Annotated in this window: 34 protein-coding genes; 12 read left to right on the top strand and 22 right to left on the bottom strand. The window is 71.2% G+C overall.

The window, feature by feature from the left end; genetic code table 11:
• The first annotated feature begins 20 nt into the window (after positions 1-20).
• From adh to ABLM29_RS11980, 3 genes are read left to right on the top strand one after another with little or no spacing between them, the layout of a single operon-like run.
• Positions 21-1544, top strand: coding sequence for an aldehyde dehydrogenase (gene adh / locus ABLM29_RS11990; protein WP_349714343.1), 1524 nt, complete (start codon positions 21-23; stop codon positions 1542-1544).
• Positions 1544-1933, top strand: coding sequence for a DUF779 domain-containing protein (locus ABLM29_RS11985; RefSeq protein WP_349714342.1), 390 nt, complete (start codon positions 1544-1546; stop codon positions 1931-1933). Before adh ends, ABLM29_RS11985 begins: the two co-directional genes overlap by 1 nt.
• A 13-nt stretch (positions 1934-1946) precedes the next feature.
• The gene (locus ABLM29_RS11980) at positions 1947-2165 is read left to right on the top strand and encodes a hypothetical protein (RefSeq protein ID WP_349714341.1); all 219 of its coding nucleotides are present in this window, start codon (positions 1947-1949) and stop codon (positions 2163-2165) included.
• A gap of 250 nt (positions 2166-2415) precedes the next feature.
• Here ABLM29_RS11980 and ABLM29_RS11975 read toward each other — a convergent pair whose 3' ends face one another.
• Together ABLM29_RS11975 and ABLM29_RS11970 are read right to left on the bottom strand one after the other, a co-directional pair.
• The gene (locus ABLM29_RS11975) at positions 2416-2790 is read right to left on the bottom strand and encodes a HepT-like ribonuclease domain-containing protein (protein ID WP_349714340.1); all 375 of its coding nucleotides are present in this window, start codon (positions 2788-2790) and stop codon (positions 2416-2418) included.
• Positions 2787-3116 (bottom strand): nucleotidyltransferase family protein, encoded by a 330-nt coding sequence (locus tag ABLM29_RS11970; RefSeq protein ID WP_349714339.1) that lies wholly within the window; start codon positions 3114-3116, stop codon positions 2787-2789. Before ABLM29_RS11970 ends, ABLM29_RS11975 begins: the two co-directional genes overlap by 4 nt.
• A 189-nt stretch (positions 3117-3305) precedes the next feature.
• Here ABLM29_RS11970 and ABLM29_RS11965 point away from each other — a divergent pair, with 189 nt between their 5' ends.
• The 3 genes from ABLM29_RS11965 (at position 3306) to ABLM29_RS11955 (ending at position 5167) form a co-directional block, all read left to right on the top strand.
• Positions 3306-3857, top strand: coding sequence for a hypothetical protein (locus ABLM29_RS11965; RefSeq protein WP_349714338.1), 552 nt, complete (start codon positions 3306-3308; stop codon positions 3855-3857).
• A gap of 480 nt (positions 3858-4337) precedes the next feature.
• Entirely contained in the window at positions 4338-4784 is a 447-nt protein-coding gene (locus ABLM29_RS11960; RefSeq protein WP_349714337.1) for a hypothetical protein, read from the top strand.
• The gene (locus ABLM29_RS11955) at positions 4781-5167 is read left to right on the top strand and encodes a hypothetical protein (protein ID WP_349714336.1); all 387 of its coding nucleotides are present in this window, start codon (positions 4781-4783) and stop codon (positions 5165-5167) included. The genes ABLM29_RS11960 and ABLM29_RS11955 overlap by 4 nt, the downstream gene beginning before the upstream one ends.
• Positions 5168-5227: 60 nt before the next feature.
• Here the strand turns inward: ABLM29_RS11955 and ABLM29_RS11950 are convergent, their stop codons facing one another.
• Positions 5228-7678 carry a hypothetical protein gene (locus ABLM29_RS11950; protein ID WP_349714335.1) on the bottom strand — a complete coding sequence of 817 codons (2451 nt, stop codon included), beginning with the start codon at positions 7676-7678 and terminating at the stop codon, positions 5228-5230.
• Between the two features lies 1 nt (position 7679).
• Complete coding sequence (locus ABLM29_RS11945; RefSeq protein ID WP_349714334.1) at positions 7680-7949, bottom strand: hypothetical protein; 270 nt, start codon at positions 7947-7949, stop codon at positions 7680-7682.
• A gap of 32 nt (positions 7950-7981) precedes the next feature.
• Here ABLM29_RS11945 and ABLM29_RS11940 point away from each other — a divergent pair, with 32 nt between their 5' ends.
• Positions 7982-8227, top strand: coding sequence for a hypothetical protein (locus ABLM29_RS11940; protein WP_349714333.1), 246 nt, complete (start codon positions 7982-7984; stop codon positions 8225-8227).
• Between the two features lie 23 nt (positions 8228-8250).
• On the opposite strand, the gene ABLM29_RS11935 is transcribed toward ABLM29_RS11940, so the two are convergent.
• The 10 genes from ABLM29_RS11935 to ABLM29_RS11895 form a co-directional block, all read right to left on the bottom strand.
• Complete coding sequence (locus tag ABLM29_RS11935; RefSeq protein ID WP_349714332.1) at positions 8251-8655, bottom strand: hypothetical protein; 405 nt, start codon at positions 8653-8655, stop codon at positions 8251-8253.
• Between the two features lie 148 nt (positions 8656-8803).
• Positions 8804-8971, bottom strand: a complete 168-nt coding sequence (locus tag ABLM29_RS11930; protein ID WP_349714331.1) for a hypothetical protein — start codon at positions 8969-8971, stop codon at positions 8804-8806.
• A 23-nt stretch (positions 8972-8994) separates the two neighbouring features.
• A complete protein-coding gene (locus ABLM29_RS11925) occupies positions 8995-9660 on the bottom strand; it encodes a hypothetical protein (RefSeq protein ID WP_349714330.1) in 666 nt (221 codons plus the stop codon).
• A 41-nt stretch (positions 9661-9701) separates the two neighbouring features.
• Complete coding sequence (locus ABLM29_RS11920; protein ID WP_349714329.1) at positions 9702-9857, bottom strand: hypothetical protein; 156 nt, start codon at positions 9855-9857, stop codon at positions 9702-9704.
• On the bottom strand, positions 9854-10024 hold the full coding sequence (locus ABLM29_RS11915; RefSeq protein WP_349714328.1) for a hypothetical protein: 171 nt from the start codon (positions 10022-10024) through the stop codon (positions 9854-9856). The genes ABLM29_RS11920 and ABLM29_RS11915 overlap by 4 nt, the downstream gene beginning before the upstream one ends.
• On the bottom strand, positions 10024-10185 hold the full coding sequence (locus ABLM29_RS11910) for a hypothetical protein (protein WP_349714327.1): 162 nt from the start codon (positions 10183-10185) through the stop codon (positions 10024-10026). The genes ABLM29_RS11915 and ABLM29_RS11910 overlap by 1 nt, the downstream gene beginning before the upstream one ends.
• On the bottom strand, positions 10182-11588 hold the full coding sequence (locus tag ABLM29_RS11905) for an AAA family ATPase (RefSeq protein WP_349714326.1): 1407 nt from the start codon (positions 11586-11588) through the stop codon (positions 10182-10184). The genes ABLM29_RS11910 and ABLM29_RS11905 overlap by 4 nt, the downstream gene beginning before the upstream one ends.
• Entirely contained in the window at positions 11575-11973 is a 399-nt protein-coding gene (locus ABLM29_RS11900) for a hypothetical protein (protein WP_349714325.1), read from the bottom strand. The genes ABLM29_RS11905 and ABLM29_RS11900 overlap by 14 nt, the downstream gene beginning before the upstream one ends.
• Positions 11970-12116 carry a DUF6011 domain-containing protein gene (locus ABLM29_RS22330; RefSeq protein WP_502889223.1) on the bottom strand — a complete coding sequence of 49 codons (147 nt, stop codon included), beginning with the start codon at positions 12114-12116 and terminating at the stop codon, positions 11970-11972. Before ABLM29_RS22330 ends, ABLM29_RS11900 begins: the two co-directional genes overlap by 4 nt.
• Before the next feature lie 55 nt (positions 12117-12171).
• Positions 12172-12357 (bottom strand): helix-turn-helix transcriptional regulator, encoded by a 186-nt coding sequence (locus ABLM29_RS11895; protein ID WP_349714324.1) that lies wholly within the window; start codon positions 12355-12357, stop codon positions 12172-12174.
• A gap of 144 nt (positions 12358-12501) precedes the next feature.
• On the opposite strand from ABLM29_RS11895, the gene ABLM29_RS11890 reads away from it, so the two are divergent.
• On the top strand, positions 12502-13095 hold the full coding sequence (locus ABLM29_RS11890; protein ID WP_349714323.1) for a helix-turn-helix domain-containing protein: 594 nt from the start codon (positions 12502-12504) through the stop codon (positions 13093-13095).
• Positions 13088-14233, top strand: coding sequence for a tyrosine-type recombinase/integrase (locus ABLM29_RS11885; protein WP_349714322.1), 1146 nt, complete (start codon positions 13088-13090; stop codon positions 14231-14233). Before ABLM29_RS11890 ends, ABLM29_RS11885 begins: the two co-directional genes overlap by 8 nt.
• A 27-nt stretch (positions 14234-14260) precedes the next feature.
• On the opposite strand, the gene glnA is transcribed toward ABLM29_RS11885, so the two are convergent.
• Both glnA and ABLM29_RS11875 read right to left on the bottom strand, forming a co-directional pair.
• Entirely contained in the window at positions 14261-15682 is a 1422-nt protein-coding gene (gene glnA, locus ABLM29_RS11880) for a type I glutamate--ammonia ligase (protein WP_349714321.1), read from the bottom strand.
• 240 nt (positions 15683-15922) lie between these two features.
• Positions 15923-18100 (bottom strand): glutamine synthetase III family protein, encoded by a 2178-nt coding sequence (locus ABLM29_RS11875; RefSeq protein ID WP_349714320.1) that lies wholly within the window; start codon positions 18098-18100, stop codon positions 15923-15925.
• A 145-nt stretch (positions 18101-18245) separates the two neighbouring features.
• Between ABLM29_RS11875 and ABLM29_RS11870 the strand changes: the two genes are divergently transcribed.
• Positions 18246-18659, top strand: coding sequence for an RDD family protein (locus ABLM29_RS11870; RefSeq protein ID WP_349714319.1), 414 nt, complete (start codon positions 18246-18248; stop codon positions 18657-18659).
• A gap of 48 nt (positions 18660-18707) precedes the next feature.
• Here the strand turns inward: ABLM29_RS11870 and ABLM29_RS11865 are convergent, their stop codons facing one another.
• A complete protein-coding gene (locus tag ABLM29_RS11865; protein WP_349714318.1) occupies positions 18708-18950 on the bottom strand; it encodes a DUF3099 domain-containing protein in 243 nt (80 codons plus the stop codon).
• Positions 18951-19018: 68 nt separating this feature from the next.
• Here ABLM29_RS11865 and ABLM29_RS11860 point away from each other — a divergent pair, with 68 nt between their 5' ends.
• Positions 19019-19747, top strand: a complete 729-nt coding sequence (locus ABLM29_RS11860) for a DinB family protein (RefSeq protein WP_349714317.1) — start codon at positions 19019-19021, stop codon at positions 19745-19747.
• A gap of 18 nt (positions 19748-19765) precedes the next feature.
• Here the strand turns inward: ABLM29_RS11860 and ABLM29_RS11855 are convergent, their stop codons facing one another.
• Genes ABLM29_RS11855 through lipB form a run of 3 tightly spaced genes read right to left on the bottom strand, consistent with a single transcriptional unit; the run spans position 19766 to position 22251 of the window.
• The gene (locus tag ABLM29_RS11855; protein ID WP_349714316.1) at positions 19766-20485 is read right to left on the bottom strand and encodes a DUF4191 domain-containing protein; all 720 of its coding nucleotides are present in this window, start codon (positions 20483-20485) and stop codon (positions 19766-19768) included.
• 45 nt (positions 20486-20530) lie between these two features.
• On the bottom strand, positions 20531-21472 hold the full coding sequence (lipA, locus tag ABLM29_RS11850) for a lipoyl synthase (RefSeq protein ID WP_349714315.1): 942 nt from the start codon (positions 21470-21472) through the stop codon (positions 20531-20533).
• 56 nt (positions 21473-21528) lie between these two features.
• A complete protein-coding gene (lipB, locus tag ABLM29_RS11845; RefSeq protein WP_349714314.1) occupies positions 21529-22251 on the bottom strand; it encodes a lipoyl(octanoyl) transferase LipB in 723 nt (240 codons plus the stop codon).
• Between the two features lie 103 nt (positions 22252-22354).
• On the opposite strand from lipB, the gene ABLM29_RS11840 reads away from it, so the two are divergent.
• A complete protein-coding gene (locus ABLM29_RS11840) occupies positions 22355-23005 on the top strand; it encodes a hypothetical protein (protein WP_349714313.1) in 651 nt (216 codons plus the stop codon).
• Here the strand turns inward: ABLM29_RS11840 and ABLM29_RS11835 are convergent.
• The gene (locus tag ABLM29_RS11835) at positions 22942-23862 is read right to left on the bottom strand and encodes a TIGR01777 family oxidoreductase (RefSeq protein WP_349714312.1); all 921 of its coding nucleotides are present in this window, start codon (positions 23860-23862) and stop codon (positions 22942-22944) included. The two genes, ABLM29_RS11840 and ABLM29_RS11835, sit on opposite strands and share 64 nt — an antisense overlap.
• Before the next feature lie 93 nt (positions 23863-23955).
• Positions 23956-24974, bottom strand: a 1019-nt coding sequence (sucB, locus tag ABLM29_RS11830; RefSeq protein WP_349714311.1) for a 2-oxoglutarate dehydrogenase, E2 component, dihydrolipoamide succinyltransferase, incomplete at its 5' end; no start/stop codon positions are given.

The raw sequence follows: 24974 nt of genomic DNA, 5'->3' as shown, positions 1-24974 counted from the left end.
CGAGGATCGGAGTCTCCATCATGACCATCCACGCAGCGCCCGGCACCGCCGACTCGGCCATCGACGTCAAGGCCCGCTACGGCCACTTCATCGGGGGCGAGTGGGTCGGCCCGGTACGGGGCGACTACTTCGAGAACATCACCCCGGTGACCGGCCAGCCGTTCACCGAGGTCGCCCGCGGCACGGCCGAGGACATCGAGGCGGCCCTGGACGCCGCCCACAACGCGGCCCCTGCGTGGGGGCGCACCTCTCCCGCCGACCGCGCGAACGTCCTGCTCAAGATCGCCGACGTCATGGAGGCGAACCTGGAGGACCTCGCGGTCATCGAGACCTGGGACAACGGCAAGGCGGTCCGCGAGACCCTCAACGCCGACCTTCCCCTCGCCGTCGACCACTTCCGCTACTTCGCGGGCGTGCTGCGGGGCCAGGAGGGCTCGATCTCGGAGATCGACGAGAGCACCATCGCCTATCACTTCCACGAGCCGCTGGGCGTGGTCGGCCAGATCATCCCGTGGAACTTCCCGATCCTGATGGCCGTGTGGAAGCTCGCCCCGGCGCTGGCCGCCGGCAACGCCGTCGTCCTCAAGCCGGCCGAGCAGACCCCGTGGTCGATCCTCAAGCTCATGGAGCTCATCGGCGACCTGCTGCCGGCCGGCGTGGTCAACGTGGTCAACGGCTTCGGCGTCGAGGCCGGCAAGCCGCTGGCCTCCAGCCCGCGCATCGCCAAGATCGCGTTCACCGGCGAGACCACCACCGGGCGGCTGATCATGCAGTACGCCAGCGAGAACATCATCCCGGTGACGCTGGAGCTCGGCGGCAAGAGCCCCAACATCTTCTTCGAGGACGTCGCGGCGCAGCGCGACGCCTTCTACGACAAGTCGCTCGAGGGCTTCACGATGTTCGCCCTCAACCAGGGCGAGGTGTGCACGTGCCCGTCGCGGGCGCTGGTGCAGCGCTCGATCTACTCGGACTTCGTGCCGGATGCGATCGCGCGGGTGGAGGCCATCAAGCAGGGCAACCCGCTGGACACCGACACGATGATGGGCGCGCAGGCCTCGAACGACCAGCTCGAGAAGATCCTGTCCTACATCGACATCGGGAAGCGCGAGGGCGCCACGGTCCTCACCGGAGGCGAGCGGCTCGATCTCGGTGGCGACCTGAGCGGCGGCTACTACGTCCAGCCCACGGTGTTCGAGGGCGACAACTCGATGCGGATCTTCCAGGAGGAGATCTTCGGGCCGGTGGTGTCGCTGACCTCCTTCGACGAGGAGGCCGACGCCCTCAAGATCGCCAACGACACCCTCTACGGTCTCGGCGCCGGCGTCTGGTCGCGCGACGGGGCGCGGGCGTTCCGCGCCGGCAAGGGCATCCAGGCCGGCCGGGTGTGGACGAACTGCTACCACGCCTACCCGGCGCACGCGGCGTTCGGCGGCTACAAGGGTTCTGGGATCGGCCGCGAGACGCACAAGATGATGCTCGACCACTACCAGCAGACCAAGAACCTGCTGGTGTCCTACTCGCCCGACGCCCTCGGCTTCTTCTGATGGCCGGGGCCCGTACGACGGCTTCGGAGGGTGTGGCCGGGGCGGGCGCGCGGGTCGCGGTCACCGGTGAGGCGGCGGAGCTCCTCCGCCGCCTCACCGGCCGGCACGGGCCGCTGATGTTCCACCAGTCCGGCGGCTGCTGCGACGGCTCGGCGCCCATGTGCTACCCCGACGGCGAGTTCCGCGTCGGAGGTGCCGACGTCCACCTCGGGGACCTCGACATCGGTCTCGACCGGGTCGTCCCGGTCTGGATGTCGGCCGCCCAGTTCGAGTACTGGTCCCACACCCACCTCACCATCGACGTCGTGCCCGGCCGCGGCGCCGGGTTCTCGCTGGAGGCGCCCGAGGGCGTCCGCTTCGTCACCCGCTCCCGGCTGTTGGAGCCGTAGGGTCACCGACGCGATGCCGAGCCCTGCGTGGTCGCCCCGCCAGCTCGCGATCCTCACGCTGGCCGACGCGATCGCCGACCTGCGCCCACTGACCGAGGAGGAGGCCCGACGCGTGGGGGAGGGGCTGGACGATGTCGACCGCGTCGAGGTCCTCTCCCGTCGCCGCGGGCTGCAACGTCCTCGGCATCCCTCCCGAGCCGGGCACGCGCCGCGCATGCCCGATCGCGCCTGACGGGCCTTGAGGGCTGTCCGGCCATCCGATCGGTCAGCGCGATCGGGTGGCCGGCGAGCCGAAGCGATGTAACACGCTGTTCGCGGATCTGGTCGGCCGTCGGCCGCGCTTCGAGCCCGTTGTGGCGGGCCGGAAGCACCGCGAACGGCCCGGAGGTGCGGTGGACGGCGTGTTACATGCCTCCCGGGCCGTGCGCCCCGGCGGTTGCGGGCCACAGGGGTCTGCTGACCTGCAGAAACGGTGTTGCTGGTCAGACTGGCGCCGCGCCGGGGCCGCGCGATGTCGAGTCCTCGCCCGACGTCAGGTCGCCGATGAGCCGGGTCACCGCTGCGTGGAGTGGCTCGAGATCGGTGGTGACGGTGTCGGTGAGGATCTCCACCTCGGAGGCGAAGTAGCGATGGGCGAGGTGGTCGCGGGACCGGGCGATCGTGCGCCACGGGATCTCGGGCTCGCTCTCCGTGACGCCCTCGGTCAGCGCCTTGACGGCCTCGCCGATCTCGAGAAGTCGCATCCGCACGGCGTCGAATACGAGTACGTCGGTCATTGGCCCGTGGTCGACGTGAGACCGGATCGCCTCGATGGCCTCGGCGATGTCGTACAGACGGTCGAGGTCGGAGCGGCTCACAGTGGCACGAGGTCTCGCTCGACGCGGGACCGCATGCGCGGCTTCAGCCCGTTCTCCGGGACCAGGTCGACGTCGATCCCGAGCAGTTCCTCGAGTTCCATCTGGATCCCGACGAGGTCGAAGAGGGTCGTGCCGGGAGCGAAGTCGACCAGGAGGTCGAGGTCGCTGCCCTCCCGGTCGTCGCCACGCGCGACGCTCCCGAACACCCGGGCGTTGCTGACTCCGTGGCGTTGGAGCAGAGCGCGCACCTCGCCGATGCGGGAAGCGACGCGCCGACCGGTCGGGCCGCTGAGTGGCCCCCGGGTCTCGGGTACGACGTCCGTCATGGTTCCAGCGTAGCGACCGACGAGCCGCCCGAGGTGCAAGCGCTGCGTCGTTGGTGCAGCGGCGCGGAGGTGCGCAAACGGTCTCGGACGGCCCGGTCGGGGCGTCGCGAGCGGGTGGCCGGTCAAGTTGTCCACAGCCGGTCTGGCCCGCGTTGCCCGCCTGGTCGATGCGGCGCAGTCTTGCCCGGCATGGGCTACCAGACTGACTTCGTCGGCTACCTCCAGATCGATCCGCCGCTCGGGCCGCGCGAGCGTTCGGCCATCAACCGCATCGCCGGATCCCCGTACCTGAGAGAGCCGGGTGCTCCTCTTCGGGTGGCGGACGAGGACGACGAGCTGCTGCGCGGACTGCTGAGGGACGCGCCGCGGGGGTGGTCGAACTGGGGTGTGTGCGACGAGGGGTGCTGCCTGAGCTACAACGGTGGCGACAAGGCGAACCATATGGTGCCGTGGCTCAGGTTCCTGATGGCCACGTTCCTGGTGCCCGGCGCGCCGGTCGAAGGCATCCCCGGGATGACGTGCGACCACCTCCTGACCGGGATGGTCGTCGGCTCGCGTCGCGACACCCGGGAGCTCTTCTCCATCACCGCCCGCGGCGGCGACATCGAGGTCGAGCTCCTGTGGCCGGGAAACCCACAGTGGAGCGACTATCCGCGGCTCGGCTACCAGATCGAGATCGATCGGGTTCGGGCCTGGGTGACTGACCAACGGTCACGTGGTTGGCCGGCGCTGAAGAGCTGACGGCTGAGGACCGGCCTTGGCGCCCACGAACAACGGCCCCTGACGCTGCCCGACGTCCGAGGACGATCGTGCAGGTCAGGGGCCGTCTCAGGCACCTAGACGCAGGTCACGAGGACCGGCGGCTCAGATGTCGTAGTACAGCTCGAACTCTCCCCGCATAGGTGACTGGCGTTGGCTACATGAGCAACATGCCGCCTGACCTGCCCAAACACGATCCGCGACCGTTGAGCGCCGTTGGCCTCTTTGGAACGTCTTGCGGACTATTTGCGGACTACGACCCGCGACAACAAAGCGGCCCCGGCCGGTGCAGCAACACCGACCAGGGGCCAGGAACCGATGCCACTAGGAGGCACCAGCACCATGAACAACTCTCCCATGAGGTCCCTCGAAGCGGGCCACGTCTACCTCTCCCGCGACGGCATCGTCTGCGCGTCCTGCGCGGACGGCCGCCACGTCCTGCGGCCCGTGAGGGGCCACGACGTGATCGAGGCCAGCCAGGGCGGCTCGCGGCCGGTCGCCTGCGAGTGCGGGCGGTACGGCGTCACGTTCTCGATGATCGAAGGACTGACCGTCACCTCCCGAAACAACCCCGCGGCCGAGGAGCCGATGCCGGATCGTTCCGACATGACGACGACCGCGAACGCGCCCATGACGACCATCGAGCCGATCGACATCCGAGCCACCGACGCCGACGGGCGCGAGCTCTACGTGAAGCGCGACGGCGACCTGCTGATCGGCGACCACGCCGGCAAGTTCCTCTCGCCCGCCGAAGCGGGGCGCATCGTGATCGCGCTTGGCCACGACGGCGACGCCATCGACGAGGTTCTGTGGGACGGCGGCCAGCGGTCGGGCATCGACGTGCTCAGCGACGCGATCGCCGCCCTGCAGACCGCTCGTGACGCGCTCGAGCGGGTGAGCAAGGCATGAGCGCCCCGAGGCAGGCACGAGCAGCGCAGCGCGTCCACGCCCGCGAGCAGGTGGCGGCGGCCCTGCGGGACGCCGGGCGGCCGCTCCTGATCGGCGAGATTCGGGACCGGATCGGCGGCTACATGTCCTACCTGGAGTGGACACTCGGGACCATCCGGCCGGGCGACCCTCGCCACGCCCGCGGCGACGTGTGGCACCAGTGCGGCGAGGGCGGCTGCTTCAAGTCGTCCGAACACGGTGCCGTCTGCGACGGCGACCTGCGCGCCCTCCAGAAGGCGGGCGACGTCGCCAAGATCAAGGACGGGCGCCGGGTCCGCTGGCTCTGGATCGGCGGCGAGCAGGTCGGCATGGCCGAGTTCGAGGCGGCGCTGAGCGAGTCCTGACGGAACGACAGAACCGCCCTGCCATCCGAGGCGGCAGGGCGGTTCTGTGTGCTCAGGGCTCTAGCGGTAGCCCTGGGACTCCAGGAACGTCTCGTACTGCTCGGTCTGGAATTGCGCGATCTTGTGAATCTCGGCCCTGGCCTTCGTGAGGTCCAGATCGCCGCGCACCCTGACGTCGACGACGACGGGCTGCACCGTCGTCCGGGCGGCGGCCGAGGTCGCGGGGCGACTCGAGTAGCGGGCAGGCTCGGGCATGCGGGCGGCGTAGCGCGCGGGCTCGCGCACGTAGCCGCCGTCGGAGAAGCCGGGCAGGTGGCCGTAGCGGTTCTGCAGCATCGACCAGTCGCGTTGGACGATCTCCTGGGGCAGGACGACCTCGCCGCGGTGGACGATGCCGGCGGGCTCGTACTTGCCGCCGTCGCCGGTGTAGCCGCCGGAGGAGTAGGTGGCCTGGCGGGGGTCGATGCCGTGACGGGCGAAGACGGTGGTGATGTGCACCGTCTTGTCGTTCAGCGAGGACAGGCCGCGCTGAACGGCCTCGATCTCGGCGCGGGCGGCCTCGGCGCGCACGTCCACCTCGATTGAGCGCTTGACCGGCAGGCCGAGCAGCTCCGTGGCGAGCCGCTTTGCAGCGTCCTCGGCGACGCCCATCCCGGTCGCTGCGTCTATGAAGGCATCCCTGGCGGCCTTGTAGCGCTCCCGGCTGCTCCGGACCTCCTCGGACTGGTTCTGCCACGCGGCGGCAAGCTGCTCGAGCGCGTCACGGTTGGCCAGGACGTCCTCGGAGTTGCCGCGGATGCCGGCACTGCTCTTGTTCGCCTGCTCGCGGGCGCCGACCAGCGCGCGGCGCCACGCGGTCTCTGCATCGAACGCAGCGAGCGCGGCCTGGGCCTGCTCCTCGATCGCGTCGGTCAGGGAGGCGATGGCCGAGCCCGTGGGGTCGGCGACCTGGCCGACGGTCGCGGTGGCGGCGGCGAAGTCCCGCTCGGCCGACGCGGCGCTCTCGATCTGCTTCTCCAGGCCCGCGGCCTCCTCGCGGAGTCCGTCGATGCCCTGGCCGAGGGTGGTCGACCCGGTCCAGTAGAGGGCGTCGTCGAAGTCGCTGAACACGGTCCCGAGATCGCCGAAGAAGTCGCCGACGCCCGAGGTGGTTCGGAAGTCCTGCCAGCGGGCGATCTGGTCGTTCACCTCGGCCAGGCGCGTGCGCGCTGCGGCGAGGTCTCCTGCGGCGAGCTCCATGCGCACGCCCCGGAGTGCACCCTCGGTCTCGCTGCCGGCGGCGACCACCTGGAGCAGCGCGGCAGCGGCACCCGCGAGGCCGAGCCGCAGGCCGCCGAGGGCCGCGCCAGTGGTCCGGGTGGTGATGCCCAGGGTCGCCATCGTGCCGTTGAAGATGCGGGCGGCGAGGTTGGCGGCCGAGATGCCGGCTGCGATGGCGAGCAGCGGCGTGCCGAGCGGGGAGTTGGCCAGGTCGCTGACCGCCTTGGCCAGGGTCTCGATGATCTTGAGCGACGGGCCACCCAGCGGGGCGATGGCGGCCACGACGTCGATCAGCGCGTTGCCGACCGCTCCGAGGGCATCGGCGACCCGCGGGCCGTTGGTGCGGATGTACTCGACGAACTTCTGGAAGCCCTCGGTCTGGGAGAGGCCGTCGGCCCAGTCGCGGAACCCGCGGGAGGCGTCGAGCATCCAGGTTGAGAACGACTGGTTGAGCGGCGAGAAGGCCATCCAGAGCTCGGCCATGCCGGCGGCGAGGTTGCCGACGGAGCGGCCCAGGTTCTCCAGCGCCGGCGGTGCCTCGCGAGTGATGAACGACCGGAAGTCGGCCCACTCGGGACCGGCGAACGCGGCAGCGCCCTCGGCCACGAGGTCGCCGCCCACCTGCCCGATCCGCTGGAACAGGACCGCGGCCTCGGGGGCGACGCGCTCGATGGAGTCCAGGGCCTCGGTCAGGCCGGGGAACCAGCCCGCGGCGGCCGAGTCGCGCAGTGCTTGCAGGGTCGGGCGCAGCTCCTGGAAGCGGTTCACGAACGCCTGCGCGCTCGGTCCGATCGCGTCCATCGCCTGCTGTGCGGCCTCCAGGTTCGCGGCGGTGGGCTCCAGGGCGGCCTGGTTGACGGCCTCGAGCGCGTCGCCGACGCCCTGGAAGGCAGCCACGAGGGTGCCGGCACCGATGACCGCGAAGCCCATCTGCTCGGCCAGGCCAGTGATCGCAGGGATGGCCACCGCGCCGATCGGAACCAGGGACGGACCGAAGACCGCGGCGATCTCGCCGAGCACCTGTAGGCGGCCGGAGAAGCGGTCGATGTCGGGGCCGGCCTTGCGGGTCGCGGCGCCGAGACGGTCGGTCTCGACGGCCGAGTCCGCGAGGGAGTCGTTGAGGTCGACGGTGGTCCCGTCGAGCTTCCCGAGTGCCTTCTGTAGGGCCGCCGTGGTGACGGCGGCGCGGGCCATCTTGCTGCTGAAGTCGTCCTGCAGTGTCAGGACGACACGTTCGTTGCGGACTGCCATCTCAGGCGCCCTCCTTCTTCATCTGGGTGAGCTGGTGGACCTCGTCGCCGACGGCGGCGAGGGCGGTGCTGATCGACGCCATCGCGACGTGCGCGGCGGCGTCGGGGTCGTCGGGGCTGACGCTGGCGAGGGCGAGGTCGGCCGTGGTGCGGATGAAGCGCAGGTACGCCGGCAGGTCCGGCACCCGTGCGAGGGCGCGGAGCAGGTCGTGCAGGCGGTCGTCGAGACTGGTCAGCGGGACGCCGTCCGGCTCGGTACGTGGGTTGGTCATGGCGGCTACCCCGTGATCTCGGTCAGGTTGTCGTGTTCGTCGAGCCGGAAGCGTCGGCGGCCGGTCGGGTCGGCACGGTGGGCGAACTGCTTGGCGGCCCGGTGCTCCCCGAGGTCGTACAGCGCGAGGAACATCTGCTCGGAGTCAAAGACGACGACCGCGCCGCCATCGATCTCGCCGGCGAGGCGAGCCAGGGGGCCATTCGGGGGCATCGCGGCCGCGAGACGCCGAACTCGGGCGACTCGCGCGGCACGAAGGCGGCGTCCGAGCTCCCTTGAGGTGCCTTGGGGTCGCCGGGCCATCAGTCGAAGTGCCCGGATGATCGTCGCGCCAGGCCGCCGAGGCGCCCCGCCTCTGCTGTCGTCAGCCCCGGCCCGATCGCGGGCTCGTCCGGGGCATCGAGACCGAGTTTCAGCAGCAGCGCGGCGATCTGTGCGCGGGAGCGTCGGGCCTCGGCGATCAGGGGGTTGGTGACCGGCTGCCCGGTGCTGCCCTTGACGATCATCCGGCCCTCGTCGAGCGCCTCGGCCAGCGCGGCTGAGACGTGCTGGAGGACATCGGCTTCATGGCAGGCGTCCTCCAGCAGCCGCAGCTCGCGGGCGTCAGGCTCAAGGCCGTCTGAGGCCCATTGGCGGGCAATTGCGCGCCACAGCCGCTTGCCCTCGTCGCCCAAAGTGCGTGGCACCGGGACCTGTCTGGTGGTCATGGAATCTCCTTTCGAGAGGGGTCGGCGGGGGCGTGAGACCCCCCCCACCGACCCCGAAAAATGGGCTGTGCCGAAGCGCTAGCCAGGTCCGGAGCGGCTACTGCGGTCGTGGTCTAGACAGGGCCACCCGGGGAGGGGTGGGCCGGGGTCAGCGCTTGGCCGGCCCGTCGTAGAGCCCCTCGTCGTCGACGCGGTAGTCCGCGCCCTGCTCGACGATGCGGCCCTGGCTGTCGACCTGCGGGCGGCGGGCAGACTTGGCGGCGATGGACTGGGCCAGCGCCCGGCGGCGGGCGGCGGGGTCGTTGGTGTTCGGCATGTCGGTCTCCTGTCGTTGCGGGGTCAGTGGGCGAGGGCGCGCGCGGGGTCGGCGGCGCTGACGAGGGTGGCGATGAGCTCGGGCAGGGTGACGGTCACGCGGTCGCTGGCGCTCAGGCCGTAGCGATGCGTGGCAGGGAAGGCCGCGAGGTCGAGCTGCACCGTGCGGTCGATGCTGCGGTCGTAGGCCGCGCGCTGGGCGATCCAGTCGGCGACGGCCTGGGCGGCGATGGCCTCGGACAGCGCGGCCTGCAGGGCGTCGGCGGCCTTGGCGAGCTTCTTGCGGGCGGCCTCGGCCTCGGCGTCGGGGGTGCCGTCGTTGGCCTCGGCGGCGAGGTCGAGCACCTCGAACCCGATGGCCATCACCAGGGGCTTGAGGGCGTCGACGGTGGCCTGGGCCTGCTGGCGCTCGCGCACGAGGGCGTCGTGGTGCGGGGTGGCGGCGAGGTCGCCGTGCCCGGTGCGGGCTGCCTCCTGGGCGGCGCGGGCGTCCTCCTTGGCGGCGGCCTCGGAGCGCTCAGTCCAGTAGTAGCCGGCGAAGCCGCGCAGGGTCTTCTCGGCGTCGGCGAGGCGGCGGCGGGTCTCCTCGTACTCGTCGACCTTGGCGGCGATGGCGGCGGGGAGGCGGTCGTTCGGCGGGCGGTGGTCGATCAGGCCGACGCGGGCCAGGGACGGGTCTCGGTACAGCATGTGGATCTCCTTCATCGGGGTGGTGCGGGGGTCGGTGGTGGTCAGGCTCGGCGGCCGAAGCCGCGGCGGCGGCGCTCGGCGTCGAGCTGTTCGAGGGTCATCTGGAGCCCGTGGCGCTCGAGCCACTCACGGAGGCGCTTGGTACCGGGCTGGCGGAGGTGGCCGTCGGGCACCTCGGCGAGGACGTTGCGGTTCATCGCGGCCCCCCGGGTGCTCCGAGGATCAGTCGCGAGGCGAGGCCGCGGCGGACGAGGTCGCGCGCCATGTCCTCGTAGGTAAGGGGCTGCTCGACGCTGGCGAACCAGAGGGCGCGGCGGCGAGCGCGGAGGGCCTTGGCCCGTCGGTCGTAGTTCCGTCGGGGCATCACGCGCTCCTCTCGCGGCGGCAGCGGGTGCAGGTCCAGCCTGCGTCGATCAGGTTCGGGACGTGCTTGCGGTCGGCGAGCAGCTCGACGTCGCAGCCCGCGGTCGAGCACACGACGCGGGGGGCGTCGAGGTGGCGCCCGGTGGTCGGGTCAGTGGTCACGATGCGACCTCCATCTGGGTGCAGTCGTCGCAGGCCCAGCGGCCCGCGAGCAGTTGAGGTGAGTGGTGCGGATTCGGGCACGGATACGACTGGTCCCCACTGGTCCCCGACTGGTCCCCGGGACCAGTCAGACCACTGGTCCCCCGGTCCCCACCCTTAGGACCGGGACCAGTGGGACCAGTCGAAGGGGCCACTTCGTGACCGCGACTGGTCCCCGGCTCTCCGAGCACCGTCGGCGGGTGGGTGTCGTCTTCCCGGAAGGGGCGGGCGAGGGTGTGCAGGGTGGAGCGCCTGGGGCCGGGTGCGGTGGTGACGTAGCCCTCGACGACCAGCACGTTGACGGCGGTGCGGATGTGCTCCTTCTTCCCGGTGACCCGGTCGCGGATGTCGTTGTACGTCAGCGCCCCCTCGGCGAGCGCCAGGGCGTCGCTGATCCGCTCCATGTAGCCGGTCGGCCGGAACCCGCCCGCTGCGGTCGTCGCGGCCTCCTGGGCGGCCCTGAGCGCAACCTGTACGCCGCCGGTGGGCTCGGGGTCCACGGTGAGCTCGGCGACCCGCTGACCGGCGCGGTAGGTGCCGTGGCGGTCCTTGGCGCACTTGAGCACGGCGAGGCCGGCGGTGTCCTTGGCGAACGGGCGGATGGTCTCCTGCATGTACTGGGCGCCGTCGATCGCGGCCCGCTTGCGTTGCGACCCGATCGGCCAGAGCCCACCGTCAGCGGCCTTGGCGGTGTGGTCGAGGACCACGACGGCGGCACCGGTGGAGGCGAGCAGGCGCGGGAGCCGGCGGAACCAGCGGGCGACCTCCTCGTCGGCGTTGGGGTTGGCGCCGTCGAGGGCGAGCCCTTCCCCGGTGGAGTCGACCACCGCCAGGGCGGGACGCCGGTCAGCGAGCAGGTCGACGAGCAGCGAGCGCGCGACTTCGTCGAGGCGCCAGTCGGGGCGGATGTAGGCGAACGCGGCGCGGACCGCCTCGGGGTCGACTCCGAGGTCGAGCAGACGCCCCACGATGCCGGCGGCGTCGTCCTCCAGGTCGAGGTAGACGACCGCGCGGCCCTCGGTGAGCTCCTGGGCGGCCACGGCGAGCGCGGTCCAGGTCTTGCCGCTGCCCGACTCCCCGGCCACGCCGTTGACCTTGCCGGCGTAGAAGATGCAGCCGCCCCCGTCGAGGCTCCCCACGGTGGGCTCGAGGCGCTGCAGCGTGCCGTCGGCGAGGCCGTCGACGATCGGGCCGAGGTCGATCGGGAGCCAGGACGCGCCCGGGACCACAGCGTCGTCGGCCGCGAGGTCATGCGAGGTGGGAACTGGGTTCCCACCTGTGTCGCGGTCGGCCTGCAGCTCGGCCACCCACGCCTGGTAATCGTCGAGCAGCTCGTGCGGCTCGGGCGGGTCAGGCGGCGCCAAGGGGATCACCCCCCGGACGAGACCTCTCCTGCTCCACGACCATGCGGTCGAGGACGTGGTCGACCGGCGGCCAGGTGCGCAGCCCGATGGACCGCATGGCCTCGTCCCACGGCGACGCCGGCCTCGGCGGCGTGTACGAGGGGCGGTCGCCGCGGGCCTCGTCGAACAGGTCGCGCACGGAGAGCCCGATGGCGTCCAGCACCGCGACGTCCTCACAGCCGGCGAAGCAGTGAACGACCGCCCGGTCGTCGAGGGCGCGCAGCGACAGCGTGAACCCACGCGAGTCGTGGGCGGGGCACTGCGCGCGAGCCCGGCCGTCGGTGACCCTGGTGACCTTGACGCCCGTGTGCAGCAGGGCGCGGACGATGTTGTCGAACGCAGTCACGCGACCACCGCCAGATCGGCGACCAGGCGCAGGCAGATCGGGCCGAGCTCGCGGCGCCTCGACGCCTCGGCCATCAAGAGCCGACCGCAATGGCGACAGTGCACGGACTCGTCGGCGACTTCCGGCTGCCTAGTGCTGCTCACCCGGATCTCGGCCGGGCGTCCCGTGTTGCTGAGTGCGGGCCCCTGGCCCGCGGCGCTAGGCACTGGCGCCACGCGCCTCGGCGATGAACTCCTCGACGTCCTCGCGGGCGTAGAGCACGCGCCGGCCGCCGGGCACCTTGAACGACTTGGGCCCCTTGCCGACGTGCCGCCAGTAGCGGACCGTCTCGGTCGGGGTCCGCAGGAGCTCGGCGACCTCGGCCGTTGTGAGGAAGGTGGGCATGGCAGTCCTCTCTCTACGAAGTGCTGGGTGGCCCGGGAGGGGCCACGGGGGCTAGGCCCCTCACCGCAAATCCTGGGTTTTCACCCCTTGACAACGCAAGTCAATCCGCTATGTTTAACCCCAACAGATCGTTAAGGAGGTGCGATGAACGCTCAAGACAAGGTCAGCGTCGAGTTGCTGGCGAACGCGCTGGGCTCAGAGAAGAACGTGATCGAGCGCGTGCGATCGGAGCTGGCGCGCCGGGGCTGGTCGCAGGCGGAGCTCTCGCGACGCATGGAGGCCCACGCCGCGGGAACCACGGGCGGCGTGATCCATCCCGTGGTGCTCTCGAAACTGCTCGGCGGCGACTCGGGGAGGCATGTCAGCATCGACCAACTCGTGACGCTGGCCGCGGTCTTCGAGGTCACGGTGGCCGAGATGCTCCTCCCGCCGGACTCGATGGCAATGGCCGAAGTGCTTCGGGCGATGGCCGAGGGGCCGAGGTTGGAGCGTGCGCGCGTTCTCGCGGAGGGCACCCTCGCCACGGCCGCGAGCGACGTACTGGCGGCGCAGGAGGTGATCGCGCGTGCGATGCTCAGTGACGGCTTCTGGGTCTCTCACATCGCCGACGCGCTCGAGGACGAGGTCAAGGCCGCCGAGGCGCAGGGGCGACCGCCGTCCGATTCGATCCGTGTCGCGTTCCTTGCTGGAGTCGTGCAGCTCTACGAAGACTTGAAGGGCTCCCAGTCCGATGGCTAGCAGCACGGTCGAGGACCGCTGGTGGATGGTCGACCGCAAGACCGGCGAGCGGATCCAGACCAAGCAGCACAGCAAGGGGCAGCGCTGGCGGGCGCGCTACCGCGACGACGCCGGCAAGGAGCACGCCCGCCACTTCGCGCGGAAGACAGACGCCCAGTCCTGGCTCGCCGAGCAGACCGCGAAGCTGGTCACGGGGACGCACGTCAGCCCGCGCCAGGCCCGCACGACCGTGGGGGAGTGGTGCGACATCTGGCTCGAGGGCTACGGCGGTAACCGCAAGAGCACCGTGCGCCAGGCCGAGGTGCACATCGCCCGGATCAAGACCTCGTTCGGGCACCTCCAGCTCGGCGCCGTGCGCCCGTCCCACGTCAGGACGTGGTGCGCGCAGCTCGCGGCCGAGGGGCTCGCCGAGTCCTACGTCTACGCGCTGCACCGGCGCCTGTCGCAGATCTACGCCGACGCCGTCCATGACGGCCTGGTCGCCAAGTCGCCCTGCTCGCGGCGCACGTCGCCGTCGGCCGGCAAGCAGCGGCCCTACGTGTGCACGACCGAGCAGATGTGGGCGCTCCACGACGCGATGCCGGAGCACCTGCGGGCCGCGGTGCTCCTCGGGGCGTTCGGCGGTCTACGGCTGGCTGAGGCGTGCGGGCTGCGGGTCGCTGACGTCGACTTCATGCGCGGCGTGCTCTCGCCGGCCGTGCAGTACCCGGCCGAGCCGCTCAAGACCGAGACGTCGAAGACGCCGGTGCCGATCCCGCAGAGCCTCGCGCTCGAGCTCTCCGCGCACGTCGCGGCAACCTCGCGCAAGGGGGAGTGGATGCTGGGCAACATGTGGGGCGAGCAGCTCGCGCCGTGGACGCTCGAGCGGGCCATCCGGTCGGCGCGGGCGAAGGTGCCCGGCCTGCCGCCGACGTTCCGCTACCACGATCTGAGGCACTACCTGGCCTCGATGCTGATCGCCTCGGGCGCCGACGTGAAGGTCGTCCAGGCCCGTCTGCGGCACGCGAGCGCCAAGACGACGCTCGACACCTACGCACACCTGTGGCCCGACGCTGACGAAAGCACACGGGCCGCCATCGATCTCGTGATGGCGGCCCGTGCGGACTCTCTGCGGACTGCGGAAGGAGGCGATGCCTAAAACCGCAGGTCAGCGGGGGTTTTCGATCTAGATGTCGTAGTACAGCTCGAACTCGTGCGGGTGCGGCCGCAGCTGCACCGGCGCGATCTCGTTCGCCCGCTTGTAGTCCACCCAGGTCTCGATGAGGTCGGGGGTGAACACGTTGCCGACGGTGAGGAAGTCGTGGTCGTCCTCCAGCGCGTCGAGCACGGCACCGAGGCTGGTCGGCACCTGGGCGATCTCGGCCATCTCGTCCGGCGGGAGCTCGTAGATGTCCTTGTCGATCGGCGCGGCCGGCTCGGTCTTCTTCTGGATGCCGTCGAGGCCGGCGAGCATCAGCGCGGAGAAGGCGAGGTAGGGGTTCGCCGACGGGTCGGGGAACCGGGTCTCGATGCGCTTGGCCTTCGGGTTGGTGCCCGTGATCGGGATCCGGACCGAGGCGGAGCGGTTCCGCGAGGAGTAGACCAGCGAGATCGGGGCCTCGAAGCCGGGGACCAGGCGGTGGTAGGAGTTCACCGTCGGGTTGGTGAAGGCGAGCAGCGCCGGGGCGTGCTCGAGGATGCCGCCGATGTACCAGCGGGCCATGTCGGAGAGGCCGCCGTAGCCGGTCTCGTCGTAGAACAGCGGCGAGCCGTCCTTCCACAGCGACTGGTGCACGTGCATGCCCGAGCCGTTGTCACCGAAGATCGGCTTCGGCATGAAGGTGACCGACTTGCCCTGCTGCCACGCGGTGTTCTTGATGAGGTACTTGAACTTCATCACGTCGTCCGCGGCCTTGAGCAGCGTGTCGAACTTGTAGTTGATCTCCGCCTGGCCCGCGGTGCCGACCTCGTGGTGGGCGCGCTCGACCTGGAGGCCGCACGCCTCGAGGTTCTTGACCATGTCGGCCCGCAGGTCCGAGTAGTGGTCGTAGGGCTCGACCGGGAAGTAGCCACCCTTGAGGCGGGTCTTGTAGCCGAGGTTGTCGTCGCCCTCCTTGCCGGAGTTCCACCAGCCCTCGACGGAGTCGATGTGGTAGTAGCCCTCGTTCACGTCGGTGGAGTACCGGACGTTGTCGAAGATGTAGAACTCGGCCTCGGGGGCGAAGAAAGCGGTGTCCGCGAGGCCCGTGCTCGCCAGGTAGGCCAGCGCCTTCTTCGCGATGTTGCGCGGGTCGCGGGAGTAGGCCTCGCCGGTGATCGGGTCGTGGATGAAGAAGTTGACGTTCAGCGTCTTCGACTTGCGGAACGGGTCGATGTACGCCGAGGTCGGGTCGGGGAAGAGCTGCATGTCCGACTCGTTGATGGCCTGGAAGCCCCGGATGGAGGAGCCGTCGAAACCGAGGCCGTCCTCGAAGACCGACTGGTCGAAGGACGACACCGGGACGGTGAAGTGCTGCATGATGCCGGGCAGGTCGCAGAAACGGACGTCGACCATCTCGACGCCCTCGTCGGCGATGAACTTGAGCAGCTCTTCGCTGTTGTTGAACATTCGTTCCTCCTTGGCTGGGCTCGGGCGCCAGCCATCGGTCAGCCGGTGACGGTCAGGGCTCGCAGGCGCATTCCTACGCCGCGTCGCCGCTCCGAACTTAACCGACCGCCAGTTTCTCGACCATCACTGGTTTGTTTCCTGGACGTAACAAGATCTGAGGACGGCGTGAGGAACTCCGTGGGGCCGCGGTCGTAGCCGCGGCCCCACGGACCGGTTTCTGGGCGGGTCGCCGCCCGACGATCAGAGGATGTAGAGCATCTCCTGGTACGTCGGCAGCGGCCACAGGTCGTCCGCCACGACGCTCTCGAGCGCGTCGGCCGCCGTCCGCACCTCGGACATCGCGGCCAGCACCACGTCGCGCACGTACGTCGCCTCCGCGATGCCCTCGTGCTCGTGGGCGCCGGCGATCGCCTCGTCCAGCTCGGCGATCGCGGCGGTGAGCTGCGACAGCGGCTTGGAGACGGCCTCCAGCATCGTCGTGTCGGGGGTGACGCCGGCCTTCTTCAGCGCGGCCACGTTCTGGGCCAGCTCGGTCTGGTAGCGGATCGCCGCCGGCAGCACGATCGTGGTGGCGATCTCCGAGGCCAGGTTGGCCTCGACGCCGACGGTGAGCAGGTAGTGCTCGATCGCGACCTCGTAGCGCGACTCCAGCTCGCGCTCGTTGAAGACGCCGTAGCCGGTGAAGAGCTCGACGGCCTCCTCGGTCATCCACTCCGGGATGGCGTCGACGGTCGTGCGGAGGTTCTTCAGCCCGCGCTGCTCGGCCTCGACCTGCCACTCGTCGGAGTAGCCGTTGCCGTTGAAGATGACCGCGCCGTGGTCGGCCACGATCGTGGCGAGCAGGTCCTGGACGGCCGCGTTGAACTCGGTGCCCTCGGCGACCGCGGTCTCCAGCTTGGTCGCGCAGTAGTCCAGCGCCTCGGCGACGATCGTGTTGATGACGACCATCGGCGCCGCCACCGTCTGCAGCGAGCCCGGCGCCCGGAACTCGAACCGGTTGCCGGTGAAGGCGAAGGGGCTGGTCCGGTTGCGGTCGCCCGGGTCCTTGGTCAGGTCGGGGAGGGTGTCGACGCCGATCATCAGCGTGCCCTTCTCCTTCGACCGGGTCGCGCCGCCCTTGGCGATCTGGTCGAACACGTCGGCCAGCTGGTCGCCCAGGAAGATCGAGATGATCGCCGGGGGAGCCTCGTTGGCGCCGAGGCGGTGGTCGTTGGAGGCCGAGGCGACCGAGAGGCGCAGCAGGCCGCCGTACTTGTGGACGGCCCGGATGATCGCGGCGCAGAAGACCAGGAACTGCGCGTTGTCGTGCGGGTTGTCGCCCGGCAGCAGCAGGTTGCCCTGCGGGCCGTTGCCGAAGGAGAAGTTCACGTGCTTGCCCGAGCCGTTGACGCCGGCGAAGGGCTTCTCGTGGAAGAGGCACTCCATGCCGTGCTTCTTGGCGATGGTGCGGAACGTGGTCATCAGCAGCTGCTGGTGGTCCGAGGCGAGGTTGGCGCGCTCGAACATCGGCGCCACCTCGAACTGGCCCGGGGCGACCTCGTTGTGGCGGGTCTTGGCCGGGATGCCGAGCTTGAACAGCGCCCGCTCGGTGTCGTGCATGAAGCCCAGCACGCGCTCGGGGATCGCGCCGAAGTAGTGGTCGTCGAACTCCTGGCCCTTCGGCGGCTTGGCGCCGAACAGGGTGCGGCCGGCGTTGAGCAGGTCCGGGCGGGTCAGGAAGAAGTGGTTGTCGACCAGGAAGTACTCCTGCTCGGGACCGCAGAAGGAGACGACGTTGTCGGGCTCCTCGTGGCCGAACATCTTGAGCACCCGGATCGCCTGCGCGGACATCGCCTGCTGCGAGCGCAGCAGCGGGGTCTTGTGGTCGAGCGCCTCGCCGGTCATCGAGACGAAGACCGTCGGGATGCAGAGCGTGTTGCCGTTCGGGTTCTCCAGCACGTACGCCGGCGACTGGATGTCCCAGCCCGTGTAGCCGCGCGCCTCGAAGGTGGCGCGCAGGCCGCCGTTCGGGAAGGAGGAGGCGTCGGGCTCGCCCTGGACCAGCGTCTTGCCGGCGAACTCGGCGATCGCGGTGCCGTCGCCGACCGGGTCGAGGAAGCTGTCGTGCTTCTCCGCGGTCAGGCCGGTCAGCGGGTAGAAGACGTGCGCGTAGTGCGTCGCGCCCTTCTCCATCGCCCAGTCCTTCATCGCCGAGGCGACGGCGTCGGCCACCATCGGGTCGAGGGCGGTGCCGCGCTCGATCGTCGACTGCACGGACTTGAAGACCGACTTCGGCAGGCGGCGCTGCATGACGGTCAGGCTGAAGACGTTCTCGCCGAAGATGCCTCCCGGCGTCTCGGCGGGGTCGAAGGACGCCTCGGGCGGCTCGTAGGCCTCGACGTCCTGGATCGCCCCGAGTCGAACGATGTTGGCGGTCATGCTGAGCTCCTAGCGTTGGTGCTGTTCCCCTAGTGGTGGCCCGAAACTAGGGCGGCCACGTTTCGCCGGTGCGCTGCCAGGTTTCGGTCCCATGAACCCGTGGCCCGGTACGGGGAGAGCGGCGTTACACGCCTAGGCTGGTCGGGTGCCTGACGCTGCTCTGCCCACCGCCTCCTGGGGTCGCCGGATCCTCGCCCTCGTCGTCGACTGGCTGGTCTCGACGCTGGTCGTGATCGCGTTCGTCGGCCTCGACCGCTACAGCGAGCCCGGGTCGACGGCGTCGGGCTGGACGCTGCTGGTGTACGTGCTGGAGTCGACCGTCCTGACGTGGCTGGCCGGAGGCTCCTTCGGCAAGCTGGTCACCGGCCTGCGGGTCGTCCCGATCGACGGACGCATCCGGCCGATGAACCCGCTCAAGGTCTTCGGTCGGCAGGTCCTGATCGCCCTGGTCATCCCGCCGCTGGTCTTCAAGTCGGACGGGCGGGGGCTGCACGACATGTTCGCCGGGACCGCCACGGTGACCAACGAGACCTTTCGCGGCCTGGTCGCCGCCGGCTAGGTCACGCCGCCTCCCCGGCCTCGGGGCGGCGCGCCGTCGCCTGCCGCGTCAGTGGTCCTCACCCCAGTTCGCCACGATCACGGCGATGGGCGGGATCACGGCTGCGACCACGGACATGGCGACGGCCGCGGGCGTCGACCAGAAGCGGACCACGTTCCAGGCGAGCAGGATCAGCGCGATGCAGGTGCCCATGAGGGCGAAGTACCAGCGCTGCCGGCGCCGCAGCCGCTCGGCCCGCGACCTCGGTACCTCGCTGATCGAGAAGCGCTCGGGTCGTCGCCTGTCCTCCACCACCCCATCGTGGCCGCCTCCACCAAGTCGCCGACACGACTGTCCCCGCTCGCCGCCATGCTGGAGCGATGACGACCTATGCACACACGAACGAGTTCGAGGGCGCGACCTTCGTCCGGTCGAGCCTCAAGTGCGCGACCTTCCGGTTCTCCGACCTGAGCGGAGTCACGATGCGCGGGGTCGACGTGGGCGGGCTCGACATCGACAGCCACGACCTGTTCCTCGGCACCCTCCTCGTCAACGGGGTGGACGTGGTGCCGCTCGTCGACGCCGAGCTCAACCGGCGGTTCCCGGGCCGGGAGCTGCAGCGGGCGCAGACGCCCGAGGGTCTGCGCGAGGCGTGGGACGCGGTCCGGTCCGCGTGGCAGGAGACCGTGGCGGGGACGCCGCCGGACCTGGTCGACGCCCATGTCGAGGACGAGTGGTCCCTGGCCCAGACCCTGCGGCACCTCGTCCTGGCGACGGACGCCTGGCTGCGGGGCGCGATCCAGCGCGTGCCCCAGCCGTTCCACGAGATCGGTCAGATCTTCACCGGCGCCGGCGAGATGGGCTTCGACCTGTCGATCTTCCGGGACGACCCGCCGGCGTACGAGGAGGTCCTGGCGGTCCGGGCCGAGCGCCAGGACCTGGTGACCGACTTCCTCACCACCGTCACGGACGAGGTGCTCGCGGAGGAGCGCGACGACCCGTGGGGCGGCGACTGGCACCCCACCGTCGGGGACTGCCTCCGGGTGATCCTCGAGGAGGAGTGGGCCCACCTGCGCTACGTCCGCCGGGACCTCGCACGGGTCACCTGACCCGCTCGCGGAATGGGGTCAGCGGCCGCGCAGGTTGCCGCGCATGCCCTTCATGCTCGTCGGCACCGGCCCCTTGGGGAGCGGGACCTTGGGGCGCTGCGCGTCCAGCGCGCGCAGGCGGCCGCGGAGCTCGGTGATCTCGGCGGGCTTCACCTTGCGGCCCATCTTCTGCAGGTGGCGGACCAGCTTCGGCAGCGGGACCTCGCCCTCGCCGGTGCCCACGATCACCTCGTGCACGGGGTAGTCCGCCGCCACGCGCTCGTGCTTCTTGCGCTCGCTGGTCATCAGCGGCTTGAGGCGGCTGGCGTTGCCCTCGCCGACCAGGACGATGCCCGGAGGGCCGACGACCCGGTGGACCATGTCCTGCTGGCGGGTGAAGGCGACGACCTCCTCGACGGTCCAGCCGCGGCGCAGCATGGTGAGCGCCCGCGCGCCGCCCCCGGCCTGACCCTCCAGGCGGGCGTACGCCGCCTTCTGGGCGCGGCGGCTGAAGACGATCATGAGGGCGAGGAAGCCGACCATGACGCCGCCGATGGCGGCCATGATCGTGGTGAACAGGTTGTCGCCCGGCAGCAGCATGAAGATGCCGAAGCCGATGGCGCCGAAGACCAGGAAGGAGCCGAGCATCCACCAGGTCAGCGCGGGGTCGACCTGCTTCGACATCCGGTAGGTCTCGAGGATCTGCCGGCGGCGGCTCATCGTCGTCGGGTCGAGGGGTTCGTTCTTCTTCTCGGCCATGTGGTTGCGGCTTGCTTCCTTGTCAGCGGTGCGATCTGCGAAAACTCAGGCGCTCGCCTCGGCGGCGCGCGCATCCATCGCCTGACGGTACAGGCGACCGGCACGGTACGACGAACGGACGAGCGGGCCGGACAGCGCCCCCGCGAATCCGATCTCCATGGCCTCCTCCTGGAGCTCGACGAACTCCTCGGGCTTGACCCACCGCTCCACCGGGTGGTGGCGCAGCGAGGGGCGCAGGTACTGGGTGATGGTGACCAGGTCGCAGCCCGCGTCGTGCAGGTCCTGCAGGGCCTGGGAGACCTCCTCGCGGGTCTCGCCCATGCCCAGGATCAGGTTCGACTTGGTGACCAGGCCGAACGCGCGGGCCCGGGTCAGCACGTCCAGGGAGCGCTCGTAGCGGAACGCGGGGCGGATCCGCTTGAAGATCCGCGGCACCGTCTCGACGTTGTGGGCCAGCACCTCGGGGCGGGACTCGAAGACCTCGGCGAGCAGGTCGGGCTGGCCGTTGAAGTCGGGGATCAGGTTCTCGACCCCGGTGTTCGGGTTGAGGTCGTGGATCGCGCGGACGGTCTCGGCGTAGAGCCAGGCGCCGCCGTCGGGCAGGTCGTCGCGGGCGACGCCGGTGATCGTGGCGTACCGCAGGCCCATCGTCTGCACGGACTCCGCGACCCGGCGCGGCTCGTCGCGGTCCAGCGGCTGGGGCTTGCCGGTGTCGATCTGGCAGAAGTCGCAGCGCCGGGTGCACTGGTCGCCGCCGATGAGGAACGTGGCCTCGCGGTCCTCCCAGCACTCGAAGATGTTGGGACAGCCGGCTTCCTGGCAGACCGTGTGCAGGCCCTCGGACTTCACCAGCTTCTGCAGCTCGGTGTACTCCGGTCCCATCTTCGCGCGCGTCTTGATCCACGACGGCTTGCGCTCGATCGGGGTCTGCGCGTTCCTGACCTCCAGGCGGAGGAGCTTGCGGCCTTCAGGAGCGGGTGCAGTCACCGGGCCAGCCTACTCGGCGGGTCTGGACGGCCCGATTCGGCACCGGCACGCGGGCGTCAGCCGACGGACGCGGGCCGGATCAGCTCGATCCGGGGCCGCTTGGCCGGGTCGGGGCGCGGCTCGTAGTCCGGTGTCGGCTCGTACGGACCCCAGGCGAAGAGGTCGGTCAGGTGCCGGCGTGCGGCGGGGACGACCTCGGCGACGGTGACGTCGCGGCCGAGCTCCGACGACAGCGAGGTGACGCCGGCGTCGGAGATGCCGCAGGGGACGAACCGGTCGTACCAGCCGAGGTCCACGTCGCAGTTGAGCGCGAAGCCGTGCATGGTGACGCCGCGGCGGACGCGGATGCCGATGGCCGCGACCTTGCGCTCGGGGCCGCGGTCGTCGGCGTGGACCCAGACGCCGGTGCGGCCGGGCACCCGGGCGGTGGTGACGCCGAACTCGGCGCACACCGCGATCAGCGCCTCCTCGACCCGCCGTACGTAGTCGACGACCTTGACGTGCGAGGGGAGCCGGAGGATCGGGTAGCCGACCAGCTGGCCGGGGCCGTGGAAGGTGGTCCGGCCGCCGCGGTCCACCTCGATGATCGGGGCGCCGCCGGGATCGAGCGGCTTCTCGTCGTCAGGGGTGCGCCGGCCGACGGTGAACACGGGCGGGTGCTCGAGAAGCAGCACGGAGCCGGGACCGCCCTCGACGACGCTGGCGTGGAGCTCCCGCTGCCGCTCCCACGCGTCGAGGTAGTCGACCGAACCCAGCTCACGGAACTCCACCGACGTCACGGGGCGACCCTACTCCGCGGTGCGGACGCCTCCCGGCGGCGGTCCGGGGCCCGCCTGTGGAGGAGCGGATGCGCGACGCGGCGCTTCGGCGTAGGACCGGGGCATGACCTCCGGACCGGACGCGCGCCCGCGACACCGCGCCGAGCGCGCCAGCGCCCGGCCCGCGGCGCACCGGCTCGGCGCGGCCGCGCTCGGACTGGTCCTGGCGCTGTCGATCGTGGCGGCGACCGCCGTCGCGGGGCTCCTCGCCCCCGAGCCGGACGGTACGACGCCCGCGCCCGCGTCCGCCCCCGCGCCCGCCGCCGAGGAGGCGGAGGACCGTGCCGAGGTGGCGGCGCTGCGGGTCCTCCGCCGGTGGGACCGGGCACGGGCGCGCGCCTGGATGCGGGACGACCCGGCGGCGCTGGCCCGCCTCTACTGGCCCGGCTCGGAGGCCGGGCGCCGCGACCTGGCGATGCTCGCTGCCTGGCGCGGGCGCGGGGTGCGGGTGCGGGGGATGCGGATGCAGGTGCTGGAGCTCCGGCTCCGCGCGCGGTCGTCGCGGCGGATGGTGCTCGTGGTGACCGATCGGCTCACCGGAGCGGTGGCGGTCGGTGTCGACGGCGGCGGCCGGGCGCTGCCGAGGGACGGCGCCAGCAGCCGGCGCCTCGAGCTCGTCCGGCGTGGCGGCCGGTGGCTGCTGGCGGCGGCCTACGACCTTCCGGCGAGGCCCGTGGCCAGCACCTCGGAGACGTCGGCGTCGGCCAGCTCGTAGCCGCTGTCCAGCAGCGCGGCGGGGACGACGCGCAGCGACCCGAGCAGCTCGGGGGCCATCTGCCCGGCGCCGACCCGCAGCACGGGTGAGGGCACGAACGCGAAGGCCGGCCGGTGCAGCTGGCGGGCGAGCTCGCGGGTGAACTCCGCGTTGGTCGGGGCCTGCTCGCAGCAGAGGTTGACCGGCCCGGACGCGGTGGGGTGCTCGGCCAGGTGCGCGACCGCGCCCACCCAGTCGCGCAGGCTGATCATCGCCATGTACTGCTCGCCGGAGCCCAGGCGTGCGCCGAGGCCGAGCCCGAACAGGAGGCGCAGCTGCGACAGCGGGGCGCTGCGCACGTCCATCACCGGCGAGGTGCGGAGGAAGCAGACGCGGGCCCCGGCGGCGACGGCGGGATCGGCGGCCGCCTGCCACTCCCGCGTGACCTGCGTGAGCAGCGCGTGGCCCCGGGTGTCGGCGGTCTCGGTGAGCTCGGCGGCCCCGTGGTCGCCGTACCAGGAGATGCCGTTGCCGGCCAGGTACGCCGGCGGCGTCGGTGCCGCCGCGATCGCCTCGGCCAGCACCCGGGTGGTGGTGACCCGGCTCTCCCGCAGCTGGCGCGCCCAGCGCCGCGAGTGCGGGTTGCCGGCGGTGGGTGAGCCGGCGAGGTTGACGACGACGTCCGCGCTGGCGACCAGGCGCCGGTCGACGCGGCGGGCGTCGGAGTCGGCGTACGGGTCCCAGGTCGACTCGCCGGCGGCGGAGGTCGGGCGGCGGACGAGCGCGACGACCTGGTGGCCGCGGCGCTCGAGCTCGGTGCGCAGGTGGCTGCCGAGGAAGCCCGACGCACCGGCGATGACCACGGAGAGCGGGCTCATGCGCACAGCCTGCCATGGGCGGCGCGCACCAAAAACCGCCGAGCCGGCAGAAACTTTCGGTCAGTCTCTGCCGGCTCGGCGGTCAGGTGCGGCTCAGACCTCGAACTGGCCGGCCTCCAGGCGCTTCTTCACGTCCTGCAGGAAGCGTCCGGCGTCCGCGCCGTCGACCAGCCGGTGGTCGTAGGTCAGCGCGAAGTAGCACATGTGGCGCACCGCGATCGTCTCGCCCAGGTGCGGGTCGTCGATGACCACCGGACGCTTGACCACCGCGCCGGGGCCCAGGATCGCGACCTGCGGCTGGTTGATGATCGGGGTGTCCCACAGGGCGCCGACGCTGCCGAGGTTGGTGATCGTGAACGTGCCGCCCGAGAGCTCGTCCGGACCGATCTTGTTGGTCCGGGTGCGCTGCGCGGTGTCCGCGATCTTCTTGGCCAGGCCGGATACCGAGAGGTCGCCGGCGTGCTTGATCACCGGGGTGATCAGGCCCTTGTCGGTGTCGACCGCGATCGCCAGGTGCTCGACGTCGTAGTAGGTGATCTCGCCGGCCCCGGTGTCGATCGTCGCGTTGAGGGCCGGGTGCGCCTTGAGGGCGTCGATGGCGGCCTTGGCGAAGAACGGCAGGTACGACAGCTTCACGCCCTCGCGGGCCAGGAAGTCGGCCTTCGCCGCCTCCCGGAGCCGCGCGACGTTGGTGACGTCGATCTCGACGACCTGCGTCAGCTGGGCCGAGGTCTGCAGCGACTCGATCATCCGGTCCGCGATGATCTTGCGCAGGCGGCTGACCTTGACGGTCTGGCCGCGCAGCGGCGAGGACGCGGCGGGGGCCGCCGCGGCCGGGGCGGCGGCGGGAGCGCTGGGCGCCGGCGCCGATGCGGCGGCGGCCTTCTTCGCCGCCGCGGCGTCGAGCACGTCCTGCTTGCGGATGCGGCCGCCGACGCCGGAGCCGGTCACCGACGCGAGGTCCACGCCGTGCTGGGTGGCGAGCTTGCGGACCAGCGGCGTCACGTAGCCTGCGCTGTCGCTCGACGGAGCGGCCGCCGCGGGGGCGGCCGGGGCCGGCGGGGGCGTCGGGGCCAGCGAGGGCGTCAACGCGGCAACCAGCGGGGGCGTCA

Source organism: Nocardioides sp. YIM 152588 (assembly GCF_040191335.1).
Taxonomy (GTDB): Bacteria; Actinomycetota; Actinomycetes; order Propionibacteriales; family Nocardioidaceae; genus Nocardioides.
The sequence above is the reverse complement of the archived record's forward strand: the minus strand, read 5'-3'. Positions and strand labels throughout refer to the sequence as shown.